The sequence below is a fragment of the Pelomonas caseinilytica genome, assembly GCF_021353235.1.
Taxonomy (GTDB): Bacteria; Pseudomonadota; Gammaproteobacteria; order Burkholderiales; family Burkholderiaceae_C; genus Pelomonas; species Pelomonas caseinilytica.
In genome coordinates, this window is sequence record NZ_JAJTWT010000001.1 from 743,692 (window position 1) to 766,396 (window position 22,705).

Annotated in this window: 18 protein-coding genes; 9 read left to right on the forward strand and 9 right to left on the reverse strand. The window is 70.4% G+C overall.

The window, feature by feature from the left end:
- Positions 1 to 13: 13 nt before the first annotated feature.
- Positions 14 to 3,169: a TonB-dependent receptor gene (locus tag LXT12_RS03565; protein ID WP_233389507.1), complete on the reverse strand. Its 3,156-nt coding sequence runs from the start codon at positions 3,167 to 3,169 to the stop codon at positions 14 to 16.
- Between the two features lie 580 nt (positions 3,170 to 3,749).
- Between LXT12_RS03565 and LXT12_RS03570 the strand changes: the two genes are divergently transcribed.
- The 5 genes from LXT12_RS03570 (at position 3,750) to LXT12_RS03590 (ending at position 8,901) form a co-directional block, all read left to right on the forward strand.
- Positions 3,750 to 4,427 carry a GntR family transcriptional regulator gene (locus tag LXT12_RS03570; protein ID WP_233389509.1) on the forward strand — a complete coding sequence of 226 codons (678 nt, stop codon included), beginning with the start codon at positions 3,750 to 3,752 and terminating at the stop codon, positions 4,425 to 4,427.
- Between the two features lie 144 nt (positions 4,428 to 4,571).
- The gene (locus LXT12_RS03575; protein WP_233389511.1) at positions 4,572 to 5,057 is read left to right on the forward strand and encodes a hypothetical protein; all 486 of its coding nucleotides are present in this window, start codon (positions 4,572 to 4,574) and stop codon (positions 5,055 to 5,057) included.
- 407 nt (positions 5,058 to 5,464) lie between these two features.
- On the forward strand, positions 5,465 to 7,549 hold the full coding sequence (locus LXT12_RS03580) for a dockerin type I domain-containing protein (RefSeq protein ID WP_233389513.1): 2,085 nt from the start codon (positions 5,465 to 5,467) through the stop codon (positions 7,547 to 7,549).
- Positions 7,550 to 7,583: 34 nt separating this feature from the next.
- The gene (locus LXT12_RS03585) at positions 7,584 to 8,156 is read left to right on the forward strand and encodes a cohesin domain-containing protein (protein ID WP_233389515.1); all 573 of its coding nucleotides are present in this window, start codon (positions 7,584 to 7,586) and stop codon (positions 8,154 to 8,156) included.
- A 106-nt stretch (positions 8,157 to 8,262) separates the two neighbouring features.
- Positions 8,263 to 8,901, forward strand: a complete 639-nt coding sequence (locus LXT12_RS03590; protein ID WP_233389516.1) for a response regulator — start codon at positions 8,263 to 8,265, stop codon at positions 8,899 to 8,901.
- On the opposite strand, the gene LXT12_RS03595 is transcribed toward LXT12_RS03590, so the two are convergent.
- From LXT12_RS03595 to LXT12_RS03635, 8 genes are all read right to left on the reverse strand, one after another.
- The gene (locus LXT12_RS03595) at positions 8,887 to 10,617 is read right to left on the reverse strand and encodes an ATP-binding response regulator (protein WP_304622748.1); all 1,731 of its coding nucleotides are present in this window, start codon (positions 10,615 to 10,617) and stop codon (positions 8,887 to 8,889) included. The two genes, LXT12_RS03590 and LXT12_RS03595, sit on opposite strands and share 15 nt — an antisense overlap.
- Before the next feature lie 77 nt (positions 10,618 to 10,694).
- Entirely contained in the window at positions 10,695 to 10,988 is a 294-nt protein-coding gene (locus tag LXT12_RS03605) for a type II toxin-antitoxin system RelE/ParE family toxin (RefSeq protein WP_233389518.1), read from the reverse strand.
- Positions 10,988 to 11,218, reverse strand: a complete 231-nt coding sequence (locus tag LXT12_RS03610) for an addiction module protein (protein WP_233389520.1) — start codon at positions 11,216 to 11,218, stop codon at positions 10,988 to 10,990. The genes LXT12_RS03605 and LXT12_RS03610 overlap by 1 nt, the downstream gene beginning before the upstream one ends.
- A gap of 165 nt (positions 11,219 to 11,383) precedes the next feature.
- Complete coding sequence (locus tag LXT12_RS03615) at positions 11,384 to 12,463, reverse strand: aldose epimerase family protein (protein ID WP_233389522.1); 1,080 nt, start codon at positions 12,461 to 12,463, stop codon at positions 11,384 to 11,386.
- Positions 12,460 to 13,443 (reverse strand): SMP-30/gluconolactonase/LRE family protein, encoded by a 984-nt coding sequence (locus tag LXT12_RS03620; protein WP_233389524.1) that lies wholly within the window; start codon positions 13,441 to 13,443, stop codon positions 12,460 to 12,462. Before LXT12_RS03620 ends, LXT12_RS03615 begins: the two co-directional genes overlap by 4 nt.
- Before the next feature lie 2 nt (positions 13,444 to 13,445).
- Positions 13,446 to 14,276 carry an NAD-dependent epimerase/dehydratase family protein gene (locus LXT12_RS03625; protein WP_233389526.1) on the reverse strand — a complete coding sequence of 277 codons (831 nt, stop codon included), beginning with the start codon at positions 14,274 to 14,276 and terminating at the stop codon, positions 13,446 to 13,448.
- A 68-nt stretch (positions 14,277 to 14,344) separates the two neighbouring features.
- Positions 14,345 to 15,445 (reverse strand): LacI family DNA-binding transcriptional regulator, encoded by a 1,101-nt coding sequence (locus LXT12_RS03630; protein ID WP_233389528.1) that lies wholly within the window; start codon positions 15,443 to 15,445, stop codon positions 14,345 to 14,347.
- A 108-nt stretch (positions 15,446 to 15,553) separates the two neighbouring features.
- Entirely contained in the window at positions 15,554 to 17,698 is a 2,145-nt protein-coding gene (locus LXT12_RS03635; protein WP_233389530.1) for an alpha-glucuronidase family glycosyl hydrolase, read from the reverse strand.
- 233 nt (positions 17,699 to 17,931) lie between these two features.
- Between LXT12_RS03635 and LXT12_RS26685 the strand changes: the two genes are divergently transcribed.
- Genes LXT12_RS26685 through xylA form a run of 4 tightly spaced genes read left to right on the forward strand, consistent with a single transcriptional unit; the run spans position 17,932 to position 22,694 of the window.
- Positions 17,932 to 18,057: a hypothetical protein gene (locus LXT12_RS26685; RefSeq protein WP_255763427.1), complete on the forward strand. Its 126-nt coding sequence runs from the start codon at positions 17,932 to 17,934 to the stop codon at positions 18,055 to 18,057.
- A 12-nt stretch (positions 18,058 to 18,069) separates the two neighbouring features.
- Positions 18,070 to 19,734, forward strand: coding sequence for a glycoside hydrolase family 43 protein (locus LXT12_RS03640; RefSeq protein ID WP_233389703.1), 1,665 nt, complete (start codon positions 18,070 to 18,072; stop codon positions 19,732 to 19,734).
- Between the two features lie 46 nt (positions 19,735 to 19,780).
- On the forward strand, positions 19,781 to 21,331 hold the full coding sequence (locus LXT12_RS03645) for an MFS transporter (RefSeq protein ID WP_233389531.1): 1,551 nt from the start codon (positions 19,781 to 19,783) through the stop codon (positions 21,329 to 21,331).
- A 46-nt stretch (positions 21,332 to 21,377) separates the two neighbouring features.
- Entirely contained in the window at positions 21,378 to 22,694 is a 1,317-nt protein-coding gene (xylA, locus tag LXT12_RS03650; RefSeq protein ID WP_233389533.1) for a xylose isomerase, read from the forward strand.
- Positions 22,695 to 22,705: the final 11 nt, after the last annotated feature.

The window sequence follows — 22,705 nt, forward strand, 5'->3', positions numbered from 1 at the left end:
TGCCGGCGCCCGCTCAGAAGCTGGCGCGCAGCCCGACCTGGTAGGTGCGCCCCGGCTCGTAGATGGCATAGGGCGCATTGGCGAACTGGAAGTTGGTGCGCTGGCTGGCACGCGTGACGTTGAAGACGTCGAACGTGGCCTGCAGGTCCCGGCTCCAGCCCAGGATCTCGCCGATGTTCAGGCGGGAGGTGAAATCCACCTGGGCGTAGTCCATGCCGTAGAAGGCGGCCGCGGTGATGCCGTTCTGACCGGTGCCCGAGGACTGCGAACCCTTGGTGAAGTTCCTGGTCACGCGGAAGCCGCCGTACTTGCCCTCGTAATACGCCGCCAGGTTGTAGGTGTGGGGCGGCACGCCGATGGCGACGTTGGCGCCCGACTGCTTGACCTTGGTGTAGTTGGCGCTGATGCCGAATCCGGCCAGATACGAGGTCAGCACGTCGAGCGGCTGCTGCACCGTCAACTCCAGCCCCTTGATCTTCAGCGCGTCCGACGTGTTCTGCACCTGGGACAGCACGATGGGCAGGTTGTTGATGAGGGCCAGCTGGTCGGCCGGCGGCAGGGCGTCCAGGTCGGCCGGCACGGGCAGGCCGGCGGACTTGTAGAGGTTGGTGCGCTGGTCGCGGGTCAGGCCATTGGTCCAGTTGATGTTGAACTGGTTGAGGTAGCTGAAGGGTACGTTGAAGGTGCGCGTCGCCGTGAAGCCGGTGATGCTCTTCTTGAACCAGGCCAGGGCCACATAGCCTTCACGCCCCGTGTACCACTCCAGGCCCAGGTCCGTGTTCTTGGACTGGTAGGGCTTGAGGTCGGGGTTGGTCAGCGTGCCGTTCTGCGCCGAAGGGTCGCTGAAGCTGGCCGTCAGCGCCCGCAGCGAGGTCGGGTCGGCGCGCGTGATGGTCTTGGACATCGACGCCCGGGCCACCACGTCGCGGCGCAGGTTGTAGGCCAGGCTGCCCGAGGGCAGGAAGTTGCTGTAGTTCGTGGTCGTGTAGCTCTCCACCACGGGCGTCGGGTAGCGGCCGCCGTCCAGCAGCGTGGTGTTGCGCGGGTCGGCCGGCGTGCTCAACGAGGCGAAGGTCTGCTCCGTCGTCGCGTAGCGGGCGCCGGCGTTGTAGCGCAGCTTGTTGCCGAAGACAGCGGCCTCGCCGTTCACCTCCGTGAAGATGGACGTGACCCTCTCCTGGAAGAAGCCGGGGTTCACGCCGGTGTTGGTGCTGCCGATGCCGGGCACCGCGGTCTCGTGGGCGGCGGCGTAGTTGGCGTCCTTGGCGAAGCGCGCCCAGTCCAGCGCCACGAAGCCGCGCGGGTCGGGCGACAGGTAGCTCGGCACCGCCGAGTTCGGGATGGCCGAGCCGAGGTAGAGCAGCGGCGCCGTGGCACCGGCCGTGTAGCCTGTGCCATAACCGGGATAGTCGGCGGCGGCCGAGCCCGCGGCGCCGTTGCCGTTGCAGCCGTTCTTGTTGGTCGTGTTGGGCGCGGGCAGGAAGACGTTGAGGTTGCGCCCGCAGACGATGTTGGACCAGTAGTTGTCGTTGTTCAGCGACTGGATGCGGCGCGAGACGCTGTCGTAGGCACCGCCGAACTTGATGTCGACGACGTCCGCATCGATGTCGATGGCGCCGCGCAGGCCTGAGGTGCGCACCTGGCGCTTCTCCTCCTGCACGTTGACGCGCCCGCCGTTCCAGCCGAAGGCGCTCGGCGTGTTGAGGATGTCGCTGGCGCCGGTCAGCGTGTTGGTGGCCTTGAGCACGGGCGTGCCGCTGGTGTTGTCGTACTCGGTCGTGATGCCCGAGCCCAGCACCGTCTGCACCAGCACGGTGGGCGACTGGCGGTGGAAGTCGCTGCGCGTCGCGTTGGCCTGCACGTCGACGCTGATGGCATCGGTGATCTTGAGCTTCACCCCCGGGTTGAAGCTGTGGAACTTGGTGTCCTCGGTGTAGGGCCGGTACTCGAGGAAATACTGCGAGTTGGCGAAGGTGCCCTTGGTGACGACGCAGCCATTGCTGCAGTCGCTGCGGTCCACCTGCATGTTGACGGGGATGGCCGAGCCGTTGCGGCCCACCCAGTTCATGTCGCTGCGTTCGAACTCGTTCTTCTTGTGGCCGTAGATGGTGTCCAGGAAGATCTGCACCGAGCTGTTGGGCCGCACCTCGAAGGAGAGGATGCCGTTCAGGCGGTCGCGGTTGCCCTCGGCCACCATGCTGCGGCCCAGCCGCGGGATGATGGCGTTGTCGATCTGCGTGATGGTGAGGCCAGGGTTGTGTGCCAGCAGGAAGGCCTCGTCGATGGTCGCGCCGGCCGTCAGCCCGTTGCCGGCGTTGGCGGGCACGGTGGCCGGGATGGTCCAGTTGCCGCCGCCCGTGCTGTTGCGCGTCGTGCTGCTGCTCTGCGAGGCCAGCAGGTTGGCGTTGGTCCAGCCGATGGACTCGAAGCCCGTCGTCTTGACCTTGTTCGTCGACCAGGCCACGCCGCCCAGCACGCCGAAGACGTTGTCCCAGGTGTTGCTGATCAGGGCCGAGCCGCGGTTGCCCCACTTGTCCGCCTGCTGGTTCTTGGTGCCGGTGAAGGTCAGCGCCGTGCGCAGGCCCTTGCGGTCGAAGGGCCGTGCGCTGCGCATGTCGACGATGCCGGCCGCCCCGCCTTCGATCATCGACGCCGTGGGGCTCTTGATGATCCTGACGTTGCTGAACAGCTCACCCGGCAGGAAGTCCATGTCGACCTCCCGGTTGGCGCTGCCCGAGTCCACGCGGCCAGTGGAGGCCGACGCCACCGGCGCGCCATTCAGCAGGATGCGGGTGAAGTTGGTGCCTAGGCCGCGGATCTGGATCTGCAGGCCCTCGCCCGTGATCTCGCGGGTCAGCGTCACACCCGGCACGCGGGAGATGGACTCGGCGATGTTGCTGTCGGGGAACTTGCCCATGTCCTCGGCGCTGATGGCATCGATGAAGCCGACCGACTCGCGCTTGGCATTGACCGAGCTCTGCAGTGACGCCCGGATGCCGGTCACCACCACGGTTTCGAGCTTGTTGTCCTGCGCCGGCTGGCTGGCGGCGGCGGCCGGCACGGGCGCGGTCTGGGCGTAGGCCTGGGCGATCAGGCCGGCCAGCAAAGTCATGCCCAGGGTCAGCCGAGGACGGAGGCGGCCCATCGGCAGCCCGGAATTCCTGTTCATCGAGAGTCTCCGTGTGTTCTTTGGTCTGGCGCCGCGACCGGTTCCATTCACCGACCACCAGAAATTGGTAGCGCGCACATTTGCAATTTATGAGCCACCAGTTGCACCGTCAACGAGGGTGTGCACTAATGTATTAGTGGGGGTTGTCAGCCAGGAAAGCATGATTGAAGTCACGCTTGGCAAAGCATGGGTAGCGCTCACAATCAAGCGCCGGCCGAGGACTTTCCATGCACAGCCGCCAAGCCCTTGCGACGTCCGCGCTCAGCCCTTGCCCGGAAGGCTGGGCGTGCGCGGGCCGCCGTCAAGACGGCCCTAGAGGCAGAAGGGGCGCCCCGGGTGCAGCCCGCCCTTGCCGTGACGGAGCGTCGTCACTTCCCCGGCGCGGCATGCCCGCGCCGACCTGAGTCTCTGGTCGGACGCCCAGGCTGGTGGGCGTCCTGTCTCTTGCGGCGGCCCGCCTTGCGGAGCCGCCGTTTTTTTTGACCGCCACCTGAGACCGCCCGCCAGGCGGATTCCCCCTGGTGGCTACGCACTGATGCATTAGGGCGCCAGTGGCAGAATTTCGCAGCCGGACCCGACGATGAATGTCACGCTAGACCCCACGCGCCATGCGGCGCCCCAAGTCCTCGAAGCGCTGCGCGCGGCCATCATCTCCCTGGAGCTGGCCCCGGGCATCGCGCTGGATCGTGCCGACCTGGCCCAGCGCTTCGGCGTCAGCCAGACGCCGGTGCGAGACGCCCTCATCCGCCTCAGCGAGGAAGGGCTGGTCGTCGTGCGGGCCCAATACACGACCCAGGTCAGCCGCATCGACGTGCCGGCGGCCCGCGAAGCCCATTTCCTGCGGCGCTCCATCGAGATCGAGATCGCCCGGCAGCTCGCCATGGCCCACGACGAAGCCGTGATCGCCGAACTGCACACTCAGTTGGCGCGTCAGGCCGAGCTCGCCGCAAAAAAGGACTTCCTCGGTTTCATCGCCGCCGACAAGGAGTTCCACCGCCTGATGTACGTGGCCGCCGGCCTGCCGCGCCTGTGGTCCGTGGTCGTGCGCATGTCGGGCCACGTGGACCGCCTGCGCCTGCTGCACATCCCCACCGCCGGCAAGACCGAATCCATCCTCGGCGCCCACCGGGCCATCCTGCAGGCCATCGAGTCGAGCGACGCCGAGGCGGCCCAGCAGGCGGTGCGCGACCACCTCTCCGGCACGCTGGCGTCGGTGGAGGAGATCCAGCAGCGGTATCCGGAGTACCTCATCGTGTAGCGATGGCGTGCGGTCGCGTTGCGCGCCTGCGGCGGCGCGAGGCGGAACCGCGGCCCGGGGACGGCCCTCGGCCAGCGCCGGCAGGTTCAAGCGGATCGCGACGGCGGCGTCTCCGTGAATCCGCCTGACGAATCTTGTGAGTGCATGTCCGTCCAACGCCTGTCGGGTAGGCTGGCGGGACGAAACGATCTTCTCGCAATGCAGATGGAAGCCACCGTCGTCATGTACCGGCCGACCGGCCCGGAAGAACTCGCGCTCGTTCAAGCGAGCGGCTTCAAACGCTGGCCGCCGCGCCTGCCAGATCAGCCGATCTTCTATCCGGTCACCAACGAGGAGTACGCCATCCAGATCGCGCGCGATTGGACGCGGGGCGACGCAATTGCTACGTGTCCCCCGGGCCGCTACGCGTCCCTCCTCCTTTACCTTCGCAATTGCGCTCCCCCGCATCCCACTGCGGCACTGTTGGGTTTCCTCGACGAACAGGCCGGGCGTTGCGCAAGCGGGCAGTGGGGTGGGCCTGATGCGCAAGTAAAGGAGGAGGGCCGCGTAGCGGACCGGGGGACATGGAGCATCAGGCCCGCCCCGCTGCCCGCGCCCATCCCGACGGAAAGTCCGCTTCGGGTGGCATAGAGCCCGCAGCGCACGACCTGCGCCAACGTCGGGTGTTTCCAGCGTCGAACTTGGTGGAGGCGAATGTCCCAGATGGGTCGACAAGCGCCTGCAAGACCAGACCTCTTGCGAACCACATCCCTCCCACCACGGTTGCCTGAGCCGTACACCGAGAGCCTTCGGCTGGCGGATGACGATGTCCCGTTGGAGGGCTCCTCGGGTGACCGAGACCCGCGTCCGCACACCCCAGCGGCAGCCTGCTGCCCCCTCATCCAAACGGATGCCCCCACCCCATCCGTCTGTCGGCTGGGCAGCGCGGGGCGCGCTTCCTAGACTGCCCTGAAACGGGCGGACTGCGAGCTGGCCTAAGCCGCTGACGCGGCGGATGGGCGGCCGGCCCGGTTCCCCGGTTGGAGAGGGAGATTCCCATGCTGACTTCGAAGATCCGGCGCCTGGCGGCGCTGCTGGCGGTGCTGTGCTGCCAGCTCCCCGCGCTGGCCCATGACGACGGCGCCTACTGGCACGACACCGGCGCCACCGCGAAAAACCCGCAGTGGATGCTGACCCTGGGCGCGGCGAAGAAGCTCACTGAGCTGTCGCTGCCGGGCACGCACGACAGCGGCACCTTCCCGGGCACCGGCGGCGACATCGCGCGCACTCAGACCATGACCATCCGCGAGCAGTTGGACTCGGGCATCCGCTACCTCGACATCCGGCTCAAGTACTACGACCGCGTCGCGCTGCGCAACTGCAACGACGGCTACAAGTCGGCGAACTGCGAGATGCTGGTGTTCCACGGCGGCGTGGACATGTTCCTGCCCTTCGAGAGCGGCGTGCTCAAGCCGGTGATCTCCTTCCTAAGGGACAACCCGTCGGAGCTGGTCCTCATGCGCGTCGCCCGCGAGCCCGCGGACTGCGACTGCAACCCCGGCGAGGTGCTGGACGCGCTGCTGGAGAAGGAGGCGGTGATCAACGGCGTGGGCACCGGGCAGAAGTACGCGGACTACCTGCTGCGCAGCAGCTGCCCCGGGCCCGAGGCCCTGACGCTGGGCCCCGTGCGCCCTGCCAACGCCAAGCCCGACCCGCAATCCTGCGACGCGCGCGGCAAGCTGCTGGTGCTGGACCAGTACCTGAACTTCAAGCTGTCCGCCAACCACTACTACCGCCATAACGGCATGGTGAACTACACGGCGCCGACGTTCGAGACGCTGCGCACCAACTTCGACCTCTATGACCGGCTGTGGCTTCCGATCAAGAAGCAGCTCGCAGACGCGGCCCACAACACCGGCACGACGGATTTCTACATCAACGGCATCAGCGGCTCGGTGGGCGGCTTCCCGTACTTCTTCGCGAGCGGCCACTCCAACTCCGCGACGGGCGCCCCGCGACTGTCCACCGGCCTGGTGGACGGCGTGACCGCCGATGCGTCGACCTACCCCGACTTTCCGCGCACCAACTGCGCCCTGGGCCTGTGCACCATCTCCTTCGAGGGCATGAACACACTCGTGGCCGACTACGTGATGCGCCCGGAGTTCCACATGGCCAACAGCCGCATCGGGCTGGTGACGGCGGACTTCCCCGGCTGGCGCTTCATCATGGCCGTGGCCAGCGTGAATGCGGGCGTCAGCTTCGGCCGCCCGAGCTTCGCCTACACCCTGGCGACGTCCGATGGCCGCGCCTACGTCCCCGGCACCTGGACCAACCGCCAGGTCGTCATCACGCCGCTGTGCGACGTCGCCTGCGTCGGCAACCGCGCGACCGTGTCCGATGACTTCCCGAACGGCTTCCCCTACACGATGTCCGGCGGCGGCCACAGCGTCAGCTTCACCGCCAGCCCCGTGCGCGTGGACATGAAGCCGCCCACCATCACCGCGGCCGCGACGACGCCGCCCGGCCCGCAGGGCTGGTACACCGGCAACGTGACCGTGCACTTCAACTGCGCGGACACGGGCGGCTCCGGCATCGCGTCCTGCCCCGGCGACCTGGTGCTGAGCAAGGAAGGCGCGCAGAACTCCGGCCTGCAGTACGCCGTGGACGTGGCCGGCAACAAGAGCAACGCCGCCAACACCGTCAACGTCAAGATCGACAAGACGCCGCCCGCCGTCGTCTACAAGGGCAACCTCGGCGCCTACTCGCCGGGCCAGACCGTGGACATCAGCTGCGAAGCCATGGACAAGGAGTCCGGCGTCGCGTCCACCACTTGCGCGAACATCCACGGCCTGGCGTCGACCTTCGGCCCCGGCAGCCACCGCTACAGCGCCACGGCCACCGACGTGGCCGGCAATACCGGCACGGGCACCACCACCTTCACCGTCGTGGCGCTGCCGGGCGACGTGAACTTCGACGGCGCCATCGACTGCCGCGACCAGGTCATCGTGAAAGCCTCCTTCGGCAAGCGCGCCGGCATGGCCGGCTTCGACGCGCGGGCCGACATCAACGGCGACGGTGTGGTCGACATCCGCGACCTGGCCTTCATCGCGCAGAAGCTGCCGGCCGGCACCACCTGCCCCTGAGCCACCCCCGTCCAAGGAAATCAAGGAGAGACCCATGAAGATGACCCGACTTGCCTGCCTGTGCAGCGCGGTGCTCGCGCTGCTGGCCGAGCCCGCGGCGGCCACCACCCTGTCCTTCGCCACGCCAGCCACCGCCGTGCCGGTGGGCCAGGCCTTCACGCTGGACGTGCTCGTCACGGACGCGGCGGACCTGTACGCCTTCCAGTTCGACATCGCCTTCGACCCCACCCTCGTGCAGGCCACCGGGGTGCAGGAAGGCGGCTTCCTGTCCGCGGGCGGCGCCACCTCCTTCCTGCCCGGCAGCATCGACAACCTCGTCGGCACCGTGTCGTTCACCGCCGGCACCCTCACCGGCCCCGGGCCCGGCGCCACGGGCAACGGCGTGGTGGCGCACCTGTCGTTCCAGGCCCTGGCGCCGGGGCAAGGGGCCCTGTCGTTCGGCAACGTCGTGCTGCTGGATTCGGCGCTGGGCGAGATTCCTACCAGCACCCTCGCCGGCAGCCTCACCGTTGCCGCCGTGCCGGAGCCGGCGTCGGCGGCGCTGCTGTCGCTGGGCCTGGCCGGGCTCGCCGCAGGCCTGCGCCGGCGGCCGCGATTCGGCTGTTGACCCGCATCGGCCCTGCCGGGGGCATACGAGGCATACGGCGACACACGGCTTCCCGCCGGACCGGGGAGCGGCCGGAACGGGTCATTTGGCGGCATGATTCGCGGCCATGACTGCACCGTTGCCGGCACTGCACCTCCTCATCGTGGACGACCACCCCGTCGTGCGCCTGGGCATGGCGCAGCTGCTGCGGGCGCAGCGCGAGGGCTGCGAGGTCAGCGAGGCCGACAGCCTGCCCGCCGCACTGGCGCTGCTGGCACTGCGGCCCGACGTGGCCCTGGTGGTGCTGGACGTGCACCTGCCCGGCCTGGCCCCGCTGCAGGCCCTGCGGCAGCTGCGCGCGGACTGGCCGCTGCTGCCGGTGCTGCTGATGTCGGCCGACACCGACCCGGCGCTGGCCCTGCGAGCCCTCGACGAAGGGGCCTCCGGCTGGCTGCCCAAGAGCGCCGACGTGGGCGTGCTGCTGGGGGCGCTGGAGCTGGTGCTGGCCGGCGGCTGCTACCTGCCACCCTTCCTGCTGCAGCGCGGCGCCGAGACGCCGCCGGACGAAGCCCTCACCCAGCGCCAGGCCGAAGTGCTGGCCGAGCTGGTGAAGGGCCGCAGCAACAAGGAAATCGCGCGCGAGCTGGGCATGAGCGAACCGACGGTCAAAGGCCATCTGGTGACCATCTTCCGCGTGCTGCGCGTGCGCAACCGCGCCGAGGCCGCGCTGGCCGGGCAGGCACGCCTGGCCTCAATGCGGTTCTGACTGCGGCTCGGCATGCGGTTCTGACGGCGCGCTCAGCCAGGCACGCAGCGCGGCCGGCGGCAGCGGCTTGCGCGCCGGCTGCACGCGCAGCGCCCGCAGGGTCTTGGTGCTGAGGGGCAGGGTCTCACCGCTGATGAGCAGGGCCGGCAGCGTGGCGCCGAAGGCCTCACGCAAGGCGGCGATCGCCGTCAGGCCGTCACCCTCGCCCAGGCGCCAGTCGCTGATGAGCCGCTGCGGCCTTGCCCCAGCCTCGCGCAGCCGCGCCAGCAGCGGCGCCACCTCGGCCTCGGCCCACACTTCGCAGCCCCAGGTGCGCAGCAGTGTCACGGTCGCCTCGCGCACGGCCTCGTCATCCTCCACCAGCGCCACGCAGCGTCCCTGCAGCGGCTGGCCCTGCGGCACGGTGTGCGGCTCGGTCAGCAGGCGCGGCGCGTCCTCCGGCAGGCTCACGGCGAAGCAGCTGCCGCGGCCCAGCCGGCTGCGCAGGGCCACCGGATGGTCCAGCAGCCGCGCCAGGCGCGCGACGATGGCCAGCCCCAGGCCGTGGCCGCGACGCCGGTCGCGCCCGGGGTTTGCCAGCTGCACGAACTCCTGGAAGATGCGCTCATGGTGCTCCGGCGCGATGCCCGGGCCCGTGTCCCACACCACCACCTGCACCCGGCCGCCGCGCCGGCGCGCCGCCAGCAGCACGCCGCCCTGCGCGGTGTGCGTGAGCGCGTTGGACAACAGGTTGCGCAGCAGCCGCTCCAGCTGCTGCGCGTCGCTGCGCACCCACAGCGCCGTCGGCCGCAACCGCCACTGCAGGCCCTTGGCCTCGGCCAGCACCGCGTACTCGGTGGACAGGCGCTCGAACAGGGGCTGCAGCGGCAGCGAACGCCATTGCGGCTGCAGCGCGCCGCTGTCCAGGCGCGAGACGTCCAGCAGGCTCTCCACCAGCCCGTCCAGTGCCTGGGCCATGGCCTGAAGCTGTTCCGCCGTCTGCGCTGCGCGCCGGCCCCGCAGCTCGTGCGCCGCCTGCGCGGCCAGCAGGCCCAGCGCATGCACGGGCTGGCGCAGGTCGTGGCTGGCGGCGGCCAGGAAGCGCGTCTGCGCCTCCCGCGCCGCCTGCGTCTGCGCCAGCAAGGCCTCGCGCTCGAAGCGCAGCGCATGGCTCTCGCGCAACAGCCGCGTATGCCGCAAGGTCAGCGCCATCGCCAGGCCCGCCGCGGCCAGGGCCAGCAGCGCGTCATAGGCGCCGGCCCAGCTCCCCAGCCGCAGGAAGGACGTGACCAGCGCGACGCTCACCGGCGCGAGCAGCGTCGCGAAGGCACGCGGCTGCGGCGCCATCACGTTGATGCTGGCCACGGAGGTGATGCAGGCCAGCATGGCCGCGTACATCTGCGTGGCCACGAGCCGGGTGTCGAAGGCCATCACCACCGCCAGCGCCCACAGCACCCCGGTCGCCAGCGCCCCCAGCTCGGCGCGCCGCTCCCATGGGGCGGGGTCCGCATCCTCCGGCAGCCGCGCGACCTGGTGCTTCCACCGCGCGCGCAGCGCAATCAGCGCCGCGAAAGCCGCCGCCCAGGCCAGCAGTACCGGCCAGGCCACCCGGTCCATCTGCGTGCCCACATGCAAGGGCACCAGCAAGCCCGCCGCCACCAGGCTCACCCCGCTCTGGGCGTAGAACAGCACCAGCATCGCACGCCGCGTGCGTTCGTCCTCGGGGTGGGGCAGCATGGCCTGCATCATGCCCACGCTGGTGGGGTTTGGGGGCCATACGAACGGATAGGGCGGGACGGGAAAGGACCGCGCCATCACCCGATGCGTGGCAGCCAGTAGCCAGGGCGCCGACGATGCGGTGCGATCGCGACCACCAGAAGCTCCGCTTCGCTCGCGCGATACACGACGCTGAAGGGAAAGCCCTTCACCAGAACGCTGCGTGTTCCCATGGGCGACGGAGCGCCACCCATGGGGCGACGCGCGGCGCGCTCAAGCGCGGCCTCGACAGCAGCCTGGAAGCGAACGCCAGTTCCCGCCCGAGCGTTTGAGTAGTACCCGACTTCGTGAAGCAACTCGACTTCTGCCTGCGGCAAGAACCGAAGCCGCATCACTTCGCGATGGCGCGGGCCTTGGCGAAGACTTCTTCTGCCGACAGAGCCAGCACTTCGCCACGGTCGTATGCCGCCAGGCGGCGTTCGATCTCGGCTGCCCACGCGCCGTCCAGCTCGGTGGTGGCCGGCTCATTCAGCGATTCGAGCAACTCGTCGACGAGCCGTTCGCGCTCCTCGCGGGGAAGTTGCTTGCCTCGGAGGGCAAGCTCGGCGGCGGTGTCGGGCATGAGAACTACTCCGATAGTCGCGAGGAAGTCTACTCCCCGCGCCTGCTTCTCAAGGGCGTGCTGGGGCGGTTCGGCGTCCGTCGACGACTCGAAACGCCACCCCGCAACCCGCGTCAATGGCGATGCACGGACACGCCAGCGCCGCAGCCCTGGTCGTGTGGAATTTCAATGCCCTGCGTCCCATCCCCCGAACCGATGCACCGTCGCCGACCTGAACACCTCGCCCGGCCGCAGCACCGTGCTCGGCCAGTCGGGCCCCACGGGGCGGTTCGGTGAATCGGGGTTGTGCTGGGTCTCCACGCAGATGCCGGCGCCGCGGGTGTAGGCCGTGCCGTCGGGGCCGGTGAGTGAGCCGTCGAGCCAGGTGCCGGCATAGAACTGCAGGGCCGGTTCGGTCGTCAGCATCTCCATCCACCGGCCCGTGGCCGGGTCGTGCAGGCGGGCGGCAAGGTGAAGGCCACCGTCCAGCGGGGCGTCGAGCAGCCAGTTGTGGTCGTAGCCCACCTCGCGGCCGATCTCGCGGCCGATCCCGCGGGCCCCGCGGAAGTCGAACGGCGTGCCGTCGACCGGCTCATGCCGCAAGGGAATGCCGGTCGCATCGGGCACCGTGTAGCGGCTGGCGGTCAGCGTCAGTCGGTGGCCGAGCGCCGGGCCGGAGGCCAGGCCGCCGAGGTTGAAGTAGGCGTGGGAGGTCAGGTTGACGACGGTGGGCCGGTCGGTGCTGGCCTCGTAGTCCACGCGCCAGCTCATGTCGGGGCCGAGGGTGTAGCGCACGGCGATGCGCAGCGTGCCGGGGAAGCCCATCTCGCCGTCCGGGCTCTCGCGCTCCAGCCGCAGGCTGACGCTGCCATCGAGCGCCACCGGCTCGGGCGTCGCGCGCCAAAGGCTGGCGCCGAAGCCTTGCGGCCCGCCATGCAGGCAGTTGGGGCCGTCGTTGGCCACGAGCCGGTGGCGCTGGCCGTCGAGCTCGAAACTGGCGCCGGCGATGCGGTTGGCATAGCGGCCGGCGATGACGCCCAGGTGGGAGCCGGCGCCGCGCAGATAGGCCGCCAGGTCGGCCAACCCCAGGACAACGCTGTCACCGGGCGCGGACGTGCCCGGCAGCCACAGCCCGTTGACGATGCCGCCCCAATCCAGCGCCGTCAGCACGAGGCCGCGGCCGTTGTCCAGGCGGTATTCGGTGACGGGCCGCCCGTCGGGCAGGCGGCCGTAGTCGCGCGAGGCGATGGCGGCCGGCGCGCTCAACGGACGGCTCCGCAGGCGTTGACGTAGAGGGCGTACAGCGAATGGCTGCTGGCCATGAAGAGCCGGTTGCCCTTGGCGCCGCCGAAGCAGAGGTTGGCGCAGCGCTCGGGCAGGTGGATGTGGGCGAGCGGCCGGCCGTCGGCGGCGTAGACGCGCACGCCGTCGAGTTGTTCGGCCAGCGCGCCCGGCTGGCCGTTGCTGCCGAAACCGCACCAGACGCGGCCGGCGGTGTCCAGCGCGATGCCGTCGAAGGCACCCGGGCCTTCGGCGTCGATGAGCAGCCGCTTGTCGCCCAGGCGCGCGCCGTCGACCGCGTAGGACCAGATCAGCCGGTGCGGCTGGGCCCGGCTCTCGACGACGAGCAGGCGCCGGCCGTCGGGCGTGAAGGCCAGGCCGTTGGGGCCGGCCAGGTCGTCCAGCACGCGCTGCAGCTCGCCGGTCTGCGCGTCGATGCGGTAGACGCCGTGGGGCTGCTCCACCGGCGCGAAGGCGCCTTCCCACGGGCCGGCGATGCCGAAGTCGGGGTCGGTGAACCAGACGGAACCGTCGGGCGCACAGGTGATGTCGTTGGGCGAGTTCAGCGGCCTGCCGTCGAAACGATCGGCCAGCACGGTAATGCGGCCGTCGTGCTCGGTGCGCGTGATGCGCCGGCCCAGGTGCTCGCAGGCGAGCAGACGGCCCTGGGCGTCGCGGGCCAGGCCGTTGGCATTGCCGCTGGGCTGGCGGAACTCGCTGACCGCGCCGTTGCAGTCGTCCCAGCGCAGGATGCGGTCGTTGGGGATGTCGGACAGCAGCAGGTAGCGCCCGTCGCCGAACCACACCGGCCCTTCGGCCCATTGCAGGCCGGTGGCGAGCTGCTCGACGCAGGCCGAGAACAGCCGCAGTTCGCGGCCCTCGGGTGCGAGGATCTCGAAGGCCGCGTCGGGCAGGCGCGAGGCGGGCTGGAAGGGGATGCGCGGACCGCGCTCGAAGCCGTTCATCGTCACTCCTGGCCGGCGAAGGGGAAGGGGCCGAGCACGACGAAGCCGCCGCCCTGGCAGCGCACCTCCGGCCGGCTCGGGTCGACGTGGGGCTGGGCCGCCTCGACCTCGGCCCGCCAGGGCTCGGAGCTGTCCTCAGGCCGGTAGCCGACGTGGCTGGACGGCGTGTTGTCCCACCAGGTGGAGCGGTTGGCGCTCATGCCGTAGACGATGCTGTGGCCGACGACCGGCGCGCTCAACGCCGCGACGATGAGGCGCTCGAGGTCGTCGTAGCTCAGCCAGCTCGACAGCATGCGCCGGTCGGTGGGCACGGGCCAGCAGGAGCCGATGCGCAGCGACACCGTCTCCAGGCCATGGCGATCGAAGTAGAACTGCGCCAGGTCTTCGCCGAAGGCCTTCGACAGGCCGTAGAAGCCGTCGGGCCGCGGCGCGGCGCGCGGCGTCAGGGTCTCGCCCTGGCTGTAGAAGCCCGTCACGTGGTTGGAGCTGGCGAAGACGATGCGCTTCACGCCCTGGCGCCGCGCCGCCTCGTAGACGTTGTAGGCGCCCACGATGTTGGCCGGCAGCACGGTCTCGAAGGGCTTCTCGATGGACACGCCGCCGAAGTGCAGCACGGCGTCGACGCCGTCGAGCAGGGCCAGCATGGCGGCGGCGTCTTCGAGCGCCGCGGGCACCACTTCCTCGCCCTCGCCGGCCGGGTCCATGGGCGCGAGGTCGGACAGGCGCAGGGTCTCGCAATGGCGCTTCATGCGCGGGCGCAGCACGCGGCCGAGGTTGCCGGCGGCGCCGGTCAGCAGCAGGCGCTTGATGCGCGGGGCGGTGGGTGGGTTCATGGCGGACGGTGCAGAGGTTGCGGGCAGGCGCGCCGGGCCGGCCGCCTCGGGTGCAGGGCTCGCGGCGGCTAGGACGGGCGGCTCAGGTCGTCCTTGGCCGCGGGGCTGCGCTTGAGCGGCGGGCGCAGGCGCGGCGCGGCGTCGGACTGGCGGCGGACGAGCTCGAAGTCCATCAGCTCGTGCTCCGGCGCCAGCGGCTCGCCGCTGCGGCGGGCGCGGATGTGGCGCACCAGCAGGTCGACGGCCGCGCCGGCCATCTCCATGATGGGCTGGCGCACCGTGGTCAGCTCGGGCCAGATGGTGGTGGCCAGGGGCGCGTCGTCGAAGCCCACGACGGTGAGGTCGCTGGGCACGTCCAGGCCCATGCGGTGGGCGATGGCGACGGTGGCCGCGGCCATGTCGTCGTTGCTCGCGAAGATGGCGGTGGGCCGGCGCTCCTGCGACAGCAGCAACTCGGCGGCGTCCAGGCCCGAACGGTAGGTGAACATGCCCTGGGCGACGACCTCTTCCTCCTCGATGTTGAGGCCGGCATCGCTCATGGCCGCATGGAAGCCCGCCAGGCGCCGCGCGCTGCTGCTCTGGTAGGGGTCGCCGATGATGAAGCCCAGGCGGTGGTGGCCGAGGTTGAGCAGGTGGCGCGTCATGTCGTAGGCGGCCTGGTAGTCGTCGATGCCGACGGCGCAGACGTCCTCGGGCGGCTGGCCCGCGGAGACGACGACGACCGGCGTGTCGGTCTCGGCCACGAGCTTGAGCAGGGGCTGGGAATCGCAGAAGGGCGGCGGCAGGATGAGGCCGTCGATGCCGTTGGCGATCATTTCGGCCACGGGCTTTTCCTCGCCCTCGCGGGCCGCCTCGCCACGCTGCACGATGAGCTGCACGTGGCGCAGGCTGGCCTTGTTGAGCAGGCCGATGAGGAATTCGTTGAGGTAGCCGGCCGTCGGGTCGATGTAGAGCATGCCGATGCGGATGGGCTCGGAGCCGGCCAGGCGGCGTGCCGCCTGGTTGGGCATGTAGTTGAGCTGCGCGATGGCGGCCTGCACCTTCTCGCGCGTGCCCGGCCTCACGTTCTGCTCGCCGTTGACGACGCGCGAGACCGTCATCGGCGACACCCCCGCCAGGCTGGCCACGTCGGCGATGGTGGCCACCTTGGTGCTACGCCCCTGGCGCACGTTTGGCTTCAATCTGCACCTCGAGAGTTCATTGTTCTTTGGGGCCGGGCCGCGGCGCGGCGGAAGCTGCGATTTTGTCTCAATGGCATGGGACGGCGGCCCGACCTGTCAGCCGCCCCGCCCCGGGGCGAAGGGGAAGCGCAGGGCCTTGTAGAAGGCCAGGTCGTGCTCGGGCGGGCGCACGCCCGGCGGCAGCGGCAGGCTCGACGCGGACTGGAAATAGCCCAGGCAGGCGCCGCGCCACCAGCGCGCCTCCTTCGCCTGGACGGCCAGGTAGGCCGCCACCTCGGCGTGGCGCTCGCCGTCCACCTCGCCGCGCAGCGCGGCCCAGCGGCGGCCCATGTCGTCCACCGCCGCGACGCCGGCGTCATAACGCGCCACCAGCTCGGCCCACAGCGTGCGGCCCGAGGGCATGCGGTAGTCCCAGGGCAAGTGGTGGAACCACAACAGCAGGGCCGGCGGCGTGGTGCGTGGGTCGGCCCACAGCCGCGCCACCGGCGCGGCGTACTGCGCCACGGTGTTGCTGCCGGTGGGCGAGCGGTCGAAGCCGATGCCGTCGCGGCCGGCGCGGTGGTAGTAGACGGGGTTCCAGTCCGGCCGCTCCAGGTCGTCAACCCAGGGCGCGGGGCCGTAGTGGTGGCCGCTACCCATCAGGTGGTGCAGGCCGAGCGGCGTCATGGTGTCGGCCACCGCCTCGCGCGAGCCCATCATCAGCTCGACGATGGCGTCACGGGCGGCGCGGCGGGCGGAGAAGGTCTGGGCCGCCCATTCCTCGGCCACGGCCCTTGCCGACAGGTCCGGGTCCCAGGCCATGCGGCCGAAGGCGTACCAGTTGGCCTGGTCGAACTGCGAGCCGCACCAGTTGCGGTCGGTGCCGATGTTGGCCACGCCGGCCATGGCCGTGAGGCGCTGGCCCTGCAGCCGCCCGTCGACGACCCGGGCCACCGTGCCGCCATGGCCGGTGTCGGCGCGCAGCACCTCCTCGAAGAGCGTGCCGAGGTAGGCCAGGTGGGTCGAGAAGCCGAGGTACTCCTTGGTGATCTGCAGCTCCAGCCCCAGCGGCGTGCGGGGCATGGCGCCGAAGAGCGGGTGGAAGGGCTCGCGGGGCTGGAAGTCGATGGGGCCGTTCTTGACCTGCACGACGACGTTGGGCGCGAAGCGGCCGTCCAGCGGCTGGAACTCGGCATAGGCCTGGCCGGCGCGGTCGCCGGCGTTCTCGTGCGCATACACGAAGGCCCGCCACAGCACCACGCCGCCATGCGGCGCCAGCGCCTCGGCCAGCATGTTGGCGCCGTCGGCGTGGGTGCGGCCGTAGTCCTGCGGCCCCGGCTGGCCTTCGGAATTGGCCTTGACGAGGAAGCCGCCAAAGTCAGGCATGGCGCGGTAGACCTCGTCCGCCTTGGCCCGCCACCAGGCGCGCACGGCCGGGTCCAGCGGGTCGGCCGTCTTCAGCCCGCCGAGTTCCACCGGCGCCGAGAAGCGCGCCGACAGGAAGACCTTGAGGCCGTAGGGCCGGAACACGTCCGCCAGGGCCGCGGCCTTGGCGAGGAAGGGTGCCGTCAGGGACTCCGCCTTGGCGTTGACGTTGTTCAGCACCGTGCCGTTGATGCCGATGGAGGCGTTGGCCCGCGCGTACTCGGCGTAGCGCGGGCCGGTGATGTCGGGCAGCTTCCACCAGTCCCAGATCGACGCGCCCGCATAGCCGCGCTCGACGCTGCGGTCGAGGTTGTCCCAGTGGTTGAGCAGGCGCAGTCCCACCTTGGGCACCGAGGTCGCGTCCAGGCGCCGCAGTTCGGCGCCGGCCTGGGCTGCGCGCAGCCAGGCGAAGCTGCCGTACAGCAGGCCGAGGTCGGTGTTGGCGGCGATGACCGTCACCTCGCGCCCCTGCAGCCTCGTGCGGCGCAGCGCATAGCCTTCGCGCCCGAGATCGCGCCAGCGCAGCTGCAGACCCGCTGGTGCGAATTCGGGCGTGGCGAGCACCAGCGCTCCCGGCACCAGGCGCCGGCCCTCGGGCGGCTCCCGGCCCGCCAGGGCGGCCACCCCGCGCCGCAGTTCGGCCACCGCGGCCCGCAGCGTCGGCGACGCCGGCCCGCCGTGCACCACGGCCCGGGCGACGGCGCGCAGGCCGGCCTGGCCCGCGGCGGACAAGGGGCGATAGCGCAGCCACAGCTCATGGCCGTCCTCGGCCCGCGCCCCCAGCGGCATCGCCAGGGCCAGGGCCGTCAGCCAGAGCCAAAGCCTGCACATCCTCATCACGTCTCCTCCAACGCGCCGGCCGAGCGTAAACCACGCTTGCGCAAGGCCAAATGGTAGCGCTACATTTGCGCTCCACAGCATGCCATGAAGAAGCACCGCCGAGTGCCTCGCCACGGAGACGAAATCTTGAATCCCAGCGCGCTCCGAGCGCCCCTCCCGCAGCCGCCTTGCCAGGGGTTAACCCGCAGCATCGCCGCTAGCGCTAACAGTCGCCTTCCGCGGGCCGCCTGATGGCATCGACGCCGGCCGTCGCGGGCCGCCAGCTCATCGGCGCCCGGCTCATCCACGCCGGCTGGCCGTGCCGCCCGCCGTCCCTGACCACCCAACCCGCCTCCCGCGCCCAGCCCGGCGCCTGACCGCCCGTGACGATGATCGCCAACCCCATCCTGCCCGGCTTCCATCCGGACCCCTCCATCTGCCGCGTGCCCGGTGCCGATGGCGACGACTACTACATCGCCACCTCCACCTTCGAGTGGTGGCCCGGCGTGCGCATCCACCACTCGCGCGACCTCGTGAACTGGCGTCACCACAGCTATGCCGTCACGCGCACCAGCCAGCTCGACCTCACCGGCCACCCCGACTCCGCCGGCGTCTGGGCCCCCTGCCTCAGCTACGCGGCCGGCCGGTTCTGGCTGATCTACAGCGACGTGCGCAGCATCCTTGGCGCCTTCAAGGACGTCCACAACTACCTCGTCACCGCCCCCAGCATCGACGGCCCCTGGAGCGAGCCCATCTACCTCAACAGCTCGGGCTTCGACCCCAGCCTGTTCCACGACGATGACGGCCGCGGGACTGGAAAAACGTGGCTGGTCAACCAGCAGTGGACGCACGCACCGGGCAAGCACCACTTCAACGGCATCCTGCTGCAGCAGTACGACGCCGAGGCCCGCCGCCTCACGGGGCCGGTGAAGAACATCTACGCCGGCACGCCGCTGGGCGTCGTCGAGGGCCCCCACCTCTACCGCCGCAACGGCTGGTACTACCTGCTCACGGCCGAGGGCGGCACCTTCTACGAGCACGCCGTCACGCTGGCCCGCTCGCGCGCCATCGACGGCCCCTACGAGACCCTGCCCGGCAACCCGCTGCTGACCTCCTGGGGCAAGCGTACCGACGGCCTGCAGCGAGCCGGCCACGCCAGCCTCGTCGAGACGGCCGGCGGCGAATGGTTCATGGCCCACCTCTGCGGCCGGCCGCTGGAATGGACCGGCCCCAACGCAGCGGCCAACGACCCCGCCGCCGGCTATGCCGGCCTGCACTGCCCGCTCGGCCGCGAGACGGCTCTGCAGCGCATCCGCTGGCGCGAGGACGACTGGCCCGAGGTCGTCGGCGGCCACGGCCAGCAGCCCAGCCTGCAGGTAGAGGCCCCGCGGCTGCCGCCCCACCCCTTCCCCGCCGAGCCGGCACGCGACGACTTCGACGCCACCAGCTTCAGCGGCCACCTCAACGCGCTGCGCCGGCCCTTCGACGAGAGCTGGGTGTCGCTCACCGAACGCCCGGGCCACCTGCGGCTGAAGGGCCGCGAGTCGCTGATGAGCAGCTTCGACCAGAGCCTGGTCGCCCGCCGCCAGCAGCACTTCCACTGCCGCGCCGAGACGCGGGTCGACTTCGAGCCCGAGCACTACCAGCAGATGGCCGGCCTCGTCGCCTACTACAACACCCGCAACCACGCCTACCTGCACGTCACGCGCGACCCCGACAGCGGCGAGCGCGTCGTGGCCCTGCACGTCAACCGCGATGGCGCCTACAGCGCCAACGGCGCCGCCGTCGCCCTGGCCGCGGGCCCGGTGGACCTGGCGGTGGAGTTCAGCCACGACAGCTACCGCTTCTTCCACCGCCAGGGCGGCCAGGCCTGGCAGCCGCTGGGCGAGCCGCTGGACACCGCCATGCTGAGCGACGAGTTCGCCACCCGCTTCATCAACGGCTTCGCCAACAGCTTCGGCTTCACCGGCAACTTCATCGGGCTGGCCTGCCAGGACCTGTCCGGCACGCGCCGGCATGCCGATTTCGACCACTTCACCTACCTTGCGAAGTAAGCGGCACCAGACCGCGGCCCCCACGACAACGACACGAGACAAGCCCATGGCCACCCACCAGCCCCTGTCCTTCCTCGAGAAAGCCGGCTACAGCGCGGGCGACGCCGCCGCCAACCTGGTCTTCATGTCCATGGTGCTGTTCCAGCTGAACTTCTACACGGACGTGTTCGGCCTGTCGGCCAACACGGCCGCCGCCATCCTGCTGTGGCCGCGGCTGTGGGACGCCGTCTTCGACCCCGTCATGGGCGTGCTGGCCGACCGCACCGACACCCGCTGGGGCAAGTTCCGCCCCTGGGTGCTGTGGACGGCGGTGCCCTGGGCCGTCGTCATGGTGCTGGCCTACACGGCGCCGGACCCGGCCTGGGGCTGGAGCACGGGCATGGTGGTCGCCTACGCCGGCATCACCAACACCCTGCTGATGACGCTGTACTCGATGAACAACATGCCGTACTCGGCCCTCGGCGGCGTCATGACGGCCGACCTGAACGAACGCACCAAGCTCAACTCCTTCCGCTTCGTGTCGGTCAACGTCGCCCAGTTCATCGTCGGCGGCTTCACCCTGCCCCTGGTGGCCAAGTTCGCACAGGGGCACGACCGCGCGCACGGCTGGCAGGTGACGATGACGATCTGGGCCGTGGCCTGCCTGGTGCTCTTCCTCGTCACCTTCTTCACGACGCGCGAGCGCATCAAGCCCATCCAGGAGACCCGCGCCACGCCCAGGCAGGACTTCGCCGACCTGCTCAGGAACGGCCCCTGGATCGCCCTGGTGGCCTACACCGTCTTCAACTTCGGCATGCTGTCCCTGCGCGGCGGCGCCCACTTCAACTACTACCACCACTACGTGGACAAGGCGGCGATGTTCGACTTCGTCGCCGCCCTCGGCCTGACCACGCCCGACCCGGGTGGCACCTGCAGCCTGGCCGACGCCCTCGGCTACATCGTGCACGGCACGCGCGACCAGCTCGCCAGCTCCAACGTCGCCGACGTCTACAACAGCCTCATCAACATGGCCGGCTTTGCGACGACCATCGTCGTCATCATGGCGTCCTCGGGCCTGTCGGCGCGCTTCGGCAGGCGCGCCGTCGCCACCGCCGGCTTCGGGCTGTCGACGCTGGCGGCCTGCGCGCTGTACGCCCTGCCGCCCCCCGCCGTCTGGGGCATGCTGGCCCTGCACATGCTCGGCGCCGTGTTCTACGCGCCCACCATCGCCGTCATGTGGGCCATGTACGCCGACGCCGCCGACTACTCCGAATGGCAGACCGGCCGCCGCTTCACCGGCATGGTGTTCGCCACCATCGGCTTCTCGCTGAAGTCCGGCCTGGCGCTGGGCTCGGCCGGCCTGCTGTGGTTCCTGGCCGGCTTCTTCGGCTACGACACCCAGGCCCCGTCGGCGCCCAGCGCCATCGAGGGCTACCGCGTGGCCTCCAGCTTCGGTGTCGGCGCGCTGTTTGCCGCCTGCACCCTGTGCCTGCTGGCCAACAAGCTCGACAAGCCCACCACGCTGCGCATGGCCGACGAACTGGCCGAGCGCCGCGCCAAGGCCCAGCCCGCCACCGACGACGACGCCGGCGCCCGCGGCGTGCCGGCCGCCGCCTGACCCATCCCGCCTCTCCCCTCGATCCCGCCAGTCAAGGACATCCGCCATGAGCACCGCCTATTCCGATCTCCCCGTCGTCAGCTACGAGGGCCCCAAGTCCACCAACCCGCTGGCCTACCGCTGGTACGACGCCCAGCGCGTCGTCCTCGGCAAGACCCTGGCCGAGCACCTGCGCCCGGCCGTCTGCTACTGGCACAACTTCTGCTGGAAGGGCGAGGACGTCTTCGGCCTGGGCGCCACGGCCCACCAGCGCAACTGGTTCGCCGAGGGCGACGCCGTCAAGGCCGCGTACCTCAAGCTCGACGCCGCCTTCGACTTCTTCGGCAAGCTCGGCCTGCCCTACTGGTGCTTCCACGACCGCGACGTGGCTCCCGAGGGCGCCACGCTGGCCGAGTCCAACCGCATCCTCGACGGCCTGCTCGAAGCCGCCGCCAGGAAGATGCAGGACGGCAAGGTCGGCCTGCTCTGGGGCACGGCCAACCTGTTCTCCAACCCGCGCTACATGAGCGGTGCCGCCACCAACCCCGATCCCGAGGTCTTCGCCTACGCCGCCGCGCAGGTCAAGCACGTGCTGGAGTGGACCCACCGCCTCGGCGGCCAGAACTATGTGCTCTGGGGCGGCCGCGAAGGCTACGAGACCCTGCTCAACACCGACCTCAAGCGCGAACTGGCCCAGTACGGCCGCTTCCTGTCGGCCGTGGTCGAGCACAAGCACAAGATCGGCTTCAAGGGCACCATCCTCATCGAGCCCAAGCCGCAGGAGCCCACCAAGCACCAGTACGACTACGACAGCGCGACCGTCTACGGCTTCCTCAAGACCTACGGCCTGGAGAACGAGGTCAAGGTCAACCTCGAGGTCAACCACGCGACGCTGGCCGGCCACAGCTTCGAGCACGAGGTGGCCACGGCCTGCGCCCTGGGCATCTTCGGCTCCATCGACGCCAACCGCGGCGACGAGCAGCTCGGCTGGGACACCGACCAGTTCCCCAACAACCACGCGGCCCTGGTGCCGGCCATGCTGGAGATCATCCGCGCCGGCGGCTTCACCACCGGCGGCACCAATTTCGACGCCAAGGTGCGCCGCCAGTCCATCGACCCGACCGACCAGCTCGAAGGCCACATCGGCGGCATGGACACCATGGCCCGCGCCTTCCTGTGCGCGGCGGAGCTCTACCAGAGCGGTCAGCTGGAGAAGGCCGTCAGCGAGCGCTATGCCGGCTGGGAGGGCGAACTGGGCAGGAAGATCCACGGTGGCGCGAGCCTGGACGACCTGGCCGCCGTCGTGCACGGCCAGGGCATCTCGCCCAGCCCGCGCTCTGGCCGGCAGGAGCGTCTGGAGAACATCGTCAACGCCTTCGTCTGATCCTTCTCGCA